Consider the following 4,509-nt stretch of genomic DNA (forward strand, 5'->3'; position numbering starts at 1 on the left):
CCCGATTCGCAAGCCTCAACCTTACCTTTATGTTTAAAAGTTTTGCCGATTTCATATTGGTAATCTCGACATTGCAAATCCTTGTTAAATCCTTTGTATGCGATAATTTCATTCTTGCTCATGATATTTGTCTCTAATTTCGTGTAAAAAAAGCCCTCTTTCGAGGGCAAATAGCTCAACAAAAGGAATCCGATTTAGCCACTCGGCAGGTGGTTTCTCTCTACCATCACAAACCGCACTTTTCACATTTCCCTTAATTCGCACTGAATCGGGTCTTTGCTTTCGCATTCGTCTCTTGAGATTGAAAATCGGTTCTTTGTAAATACGGTTTGCGATGGTGGCCGCCACAGGATTTGAACCTGCTATCCTACGATTATGAATCGTCCGCTTTTACCAATTAAGCTAAACGGCCAAAAGTGCCTGCATGCCCCCGCAGGCTAGGGCTGATGTCATCTTTGCTTGTCATTCGCATGTCATAACATCAGACTCTTGCTGAATTTGCGGTATGCCAATCCGCTAGTTGAAATTCCTTGAGCTGACTAACTCAGGATTCCCCTCTATTGGCTAGATAGAGGCTTTAGTATTAGCCAAGACATCAAAGATAAGTACGTCTATCTCGTCTTGCGTTGGCTAAGGTTTTTTATTACAAGTCCGTGGGGCGTTCGCCTTGCCCCCGACAGGTCTCAATCCGCATACTTCGGGATTTCCTTGGGATATAAGCAGCGCTGCCCTTGATCGTAGTAGCGCCTCTTTTCGCTACAATACGCACAGTTTTCTGCTTGGGGGTTACTCGACTTAAATCAGCCGATAACTTATATCTCGCATGAGTCCAGCAATGTTAAAGAGCGGTGAGATGTTGCGTTTCGCTGTATCTCGTTGGTATGGGTTGATTATCACAAATTGTGATTTTATTGTCAACACAATATGTGATTTTTTTATTAAATAAAAATCACATATTGTGATAATTTTATGATTTCAAAAGAAAAATAGTTTGAAAAAATTTTGCTTGATCGCTGGTTTTGTGAGCTGTGTCACAGAGAAAGTTCGGCTGAGCTATTTTTTTTGGGGGGCATGACGATTTTTGATCACTGCACATTTCACTCCTTTCGATGTTATTTTTGGGGTTTATAGGATCGTGGTGCCTATTTAATAAAATCAATGGCTTATATTGATTTTTATTCAATTTAAGATCCACCTGAGCCCCACGGTTCCCAGTATCAAAAGGAGTGATATTGGACTTTTTAGCCGGCGCTTTTGTGGTTTTTGATCAAGGGTGGTTGGTGTGAATCTTGGGCAAGAAAAAGCCCCTGTATGAGGGGCTTGGCGTTTTATTAGGTTAAAAGCGGTTTATCCTTAAGCTGCTCAAGTGCTTTATTGCAATAGCACGTCCTACTCACCGCTTCCGGCGATAGCTGCGGTGTTCAACCATCGTGCCAACTATCCGAATTTCTTCATTTAGTGATGATTTAACTGGATAATCTGAGTTAAGAGGCACTAATTCAAACTGTTCACGCCACAGATCGTCTGTACCGACAACACGATATTTTTTAAATGTGGCCTCATATTCACCATTTACTGCGACAACAAATTCACCGGCGATTGGTTTTATATTTGGATCAACGATAACAATATCACCCTCATAAAATTCAGGCTCCATTGAATCTCCTTTGATTGTCAAGGCAAACGAATCCTCGGAAACTTCTAGGCCTGTCAGGATATATTCATAATCCCCGATGGTATCTTTAAGATCATTTATCCCCGTCCATGTTCCTGCCTGTACATGGCTGATCAGAGGAACACTGTGTGAACCTAATGTAGCAGGAATTACATTATCCCCGCCAAATGCTAATTCAGCAGGATCTACCTTTAGCGCTTTTGCAATAACAGCTATATCGTCTAAATCCGGTGTTCTTGCGTCCGTTTCGTAGTTTGCAATTCTAGACTGCCCCCACTTTGTGCGATTTTCTCTATCATCTATTTTTTCACATAATTCTGCTAATTCTTTCTGTTTGAGACTTAACGTATTTCTAAATAATTTAATTCTTTCGGATAGCAAACTCATGACAAATCCCTCAATTAAGCGCTTATTAAAATAATATCACGCAATGAAATAAATCAAAATCACATAATAGGATTGCCTAAAATCACAAAAAGTGATTTAATGGCGTTTATGTAAATCACAAAAAAGGATATTTGATGAATAATATTGCAAAAATTAGAGGCGATATTGGTGTAACTCAAATTCAGCTCGCTAACGAGTTAGGATTTGGACAACCGCGTGTTGCTAACTATGAGAATGGATTACGAGTGCCTTCATTGCGCGATTGCCGGAAAATTGTTGCGGCATTAAACAAATTAGGGGCAACGGTCACCATCGATCGTGTATTTCCGCCGTCTGGTAATTAATTTACCAACGACAGCAGAAAAAATATTCAAGAAAAACAAGGATTTTTCATGAAGCACATACAGCAAATTTTGCACTTGGATTGCAAGAATAGTAGCGGCGGCATAACGGCGTTGGCGTTAGATCTTGGCAAGTCTGAGCGGATTTTATCAAACGAGCTGAACGTGAATATCGAGCAAAACAAACTCGGCTTTACGGACGCCGTAACATTGATTGGTATGACGCAGAGCAAGAAGACCGTTTCCGCAATCGCGCGGCAAATCGATCACGTTATCGTACCCACACCGAATTGTGACGGCAGTTGTGCCGATGTGGTGCAGCACTTTTTAGACATTTCAGCAAAGTGTGGCCAAGTCGGCGAGCGGATTAAAAACGCAGTACAGCCGGAATCGGATTTCGGGCGTGATTTGTCAAGGAAAGAGCGCTTGGAAATCTCGGAAGCGGTGGAATTGCTGATCGAAAAAGCGATCTGCTTGAAGCTGGAATTAGGGCAATAAAAAACCACCGTTGGAGCGGTGGTTAATCACTGTTTTTAAAAAAACTATATAAGCGAGGTAATTATGAACAATATTGCAGTAATAAGCAACAACAATTTAACGATGAGCAGTCGTGAGATTGCGGAATTGTGTGAAAAACGTCATGACAATGTTTTAAAACTCATTCGTGAATTGATTGCAGGGGGTGTCCTAAAAAATACGAGACCCCAGAACTATGTTCATTCACAAAACAATCAGGAATATACCGAATTTTTATCAGACAAGCGAGACAGCTTAGTGATTGTTGCTCGACTGTCACCTGAATTTACGGCGGCGGTGGTGGATCGTTGGCAAGAACTAGAAAACTACCGACAACAATCAACCGCACTTACCCCATCTCGCAAAGAGCTGGCATTAATGGTGATTCAGGCGGAGGAAGAAAAGGAACGCTTGCAGTTGGAAAATTTACAGATGAAGCCAAAGGCGGATTTTGTTGATCAATATGTTGATGTCGGGACCAGTAAATCATTGCGTGAAACTGCGAAGATTTTAAGAATGTCAGAAAAGGCGATGATCGCCAAACTAATTGATAATAAGGCCTTATTTAGACAGTCAGATAATCTTTTGCCATATGCGGATAAGTTATCAAAAGGGCTGTTTACAGTAAAAACGGGGACTACTGATCACGGACATAATTTCACTCAAACTCGCGTAACCGGAAAGGGTATCCAATGGATTGCATCGCGTTACGCTTCGGAGTTGATGGCATGAGATTTACTACACACATCAATAATCAAAAATGTCTCGAATGGGAATTTACGACACTTTCGCAGGGTGCGCTATTCGATTTGTTAAATCAGGCGTCATCTTGGGCGCAGGCGCATTATGTGGACGGTAAAACACTGTACTGGGTATCTCGCTCAATGGTGGTTGAGCAGCTGCCTTTAGCATACAAAAAAGAAGATACCGTTTACCGCGCTTTTAAAGAGTTCGCCGAAAAAGGGTTAATTGAATATATCAAATATGACGAAAAAGACCTGATTTGCTTAACTGAAAAAGGCAAAGAATGGAACTCGTTTACTCCTTCGAAAAGCTCGGATTTCAATCCGGAGGTCGGATTACAATCCGACGATACTCGGATCTCAATCCGAAAAGGCTCGGATCTCAATCCGACAGATAAATATATAAATAATAAATATATAAATAATAAAAACACATCGTCGCTGCAAGCAGCAACGCCCACAAAGCGGAAAGTAAAATTCTCTGATGATGATTTGAAATGCGCACAGTGGATTTTCGGCTTAGTGAAAAAACTCATCCCCACCGCAAAGCAACCAACATTCGATTCGTGGGCAAGGGATATTCGACTGATTCGAGAACGAGACGGGCGAACGCACCGTGAAATTTGCGAATTGTTTCAGTGGGCAAATCAAGATAGCTTCTGGGCGGCAAATGTACTTAGCCCGTCTAAGTTGCGAGAAAAGTGGAATCAACTTGAAGCCAAGCGCAAATCGAAATCAACGCCTAGCAAGATTGGCTGGGATGATAATCCATTCGATTTTATGAGCAACTGTGATGATTTAGTCGGTGAGGTAATTACAATCCCGCAAGACGTGGCAAAGGAGTTGG

General features: G+C 41.6%; 5 protein-coding genes, 1 tRNA gene and 1 pseudogene. 4 read left to right on the top strand and 3 right to left on the bottom strand.

What is annotated here, in order from left to right:
* The 3 genes from B8880_RS14875 to B8880_RS11195 all read right to left on the bottom strand — a co-directional run.
* The coding region (locus B8880_RS14875) for a DUF7666 domain-containing protein (protein WP_418889035.1) at positions 1-122 on the bottom strand (122 nt) is incomplete at its 3' end.
* A 213-nt stretch (positions 123-335) separates the two neighbouring features.
* Positions 336-412 (bottom strand) — tRNA-Met (locus B8880_RS11190).
* 981 nt (positions 413-1,393) lie between these two features.
* Positions 1,394-2,062, bottom strand: a complete 669-nt coding sequence (locus B8880_RS11195) for a LexA family protein (RefSeq protein ID WP_084257682.1) — start codon at positions 2,060-2,062, stop codon at positions 1,394-1,396.
* Between the two features lie 134 nt (positions 2,063-2,196).
* Here B8880_RS11195 and B8880_RS11200 point away from each other — a divergent pair, with 134 nt between their 5' ends.
* The 4 genes and pseudogenes from B8880_RS11200 to B8880_RS14715 all read left to right on the top strand — a co-directional run.
* Positions 2,197-2,406, top strand: coding sequence for a helix-turn-helix transcriptional regulator (locus B8880_RS11200; protein WP_084257683.1), 210 nt, complete (start codon positions 2,197-2,199; stop codon positions 2,404-2,406).
* A gap of 48 nt (positions 2,407-2,454) precedes the next feature.
* Positions 2,455-2,901 (top strand): phage regulatory CII family protein, encoded by a 447-nt coding sequence (locus B8880_RS11205; protein WP_084257684.1) that lies wholly within the window; start codon positions 2,455-2,457, stop codon positions 2,899-2,901.
* A gap of 63 nt (positions 2,902-2,964) precedes the next feature.
* A complete protein-coding gene (locus B8880_RS11210) occupies positions 2,965-3,651 on the top strand; it encodes a phage antirepressor KilAC domain-containing protein (RefSeq protein WP_084257685.1) in 687 nt (228 codons plus the stop codon).
* Positions 3,612-4,509 (top strand): annotated as a pseudogene (locus tag B8880_RS14715) (hypothetical protein); the annotation flags it as partial. The gene B8880_RS11210 and the pseudogene B8880_RS14715, both read left to right, overlap by 40 nt.

The sequence above is a fragment of the Pasteurella testudinis DSM 23072 genome (genome assembly GCF_900176075.1).
Lineage (GTDB): Bacteria > Pseudomonadota > Gammaproteobacteria > Enterobacterales > Pasteurellaceae > Chelonobacter > Chelonobacter testudinis.

Bases quoted from the DNA above. Each gene is read 5' to 3' on its own strand.
- B8880_RS11200 (WP_084257683.1), top strand. From the start codon at position 2,197: ATGAATAATATTGCAAAAATTAGAGGCGATATTGGTGTAACTCAAATT.
- B8880_RS11205 (WP_084257684.1), top strand. From the start codon at position 2,455: ATGAAGCACATACAGCAAATTTTGCACTTGGATTGCAAGAATAGTAGC.
- B8880_RS11210 (WP_084257685.1), top strand. From the start codon at position 2,965: ATGAACAATATTGCAGTAATAAGCAACAACAATTTAACGATGAGCAGT.
- B8880_RS11195 (WP_084257682.1), bottom strand. From the start codon at position 2,062: ATGAGTTTGCTATCCGAAAGAATTAAATTATTTAGAAATACGTTAAGT.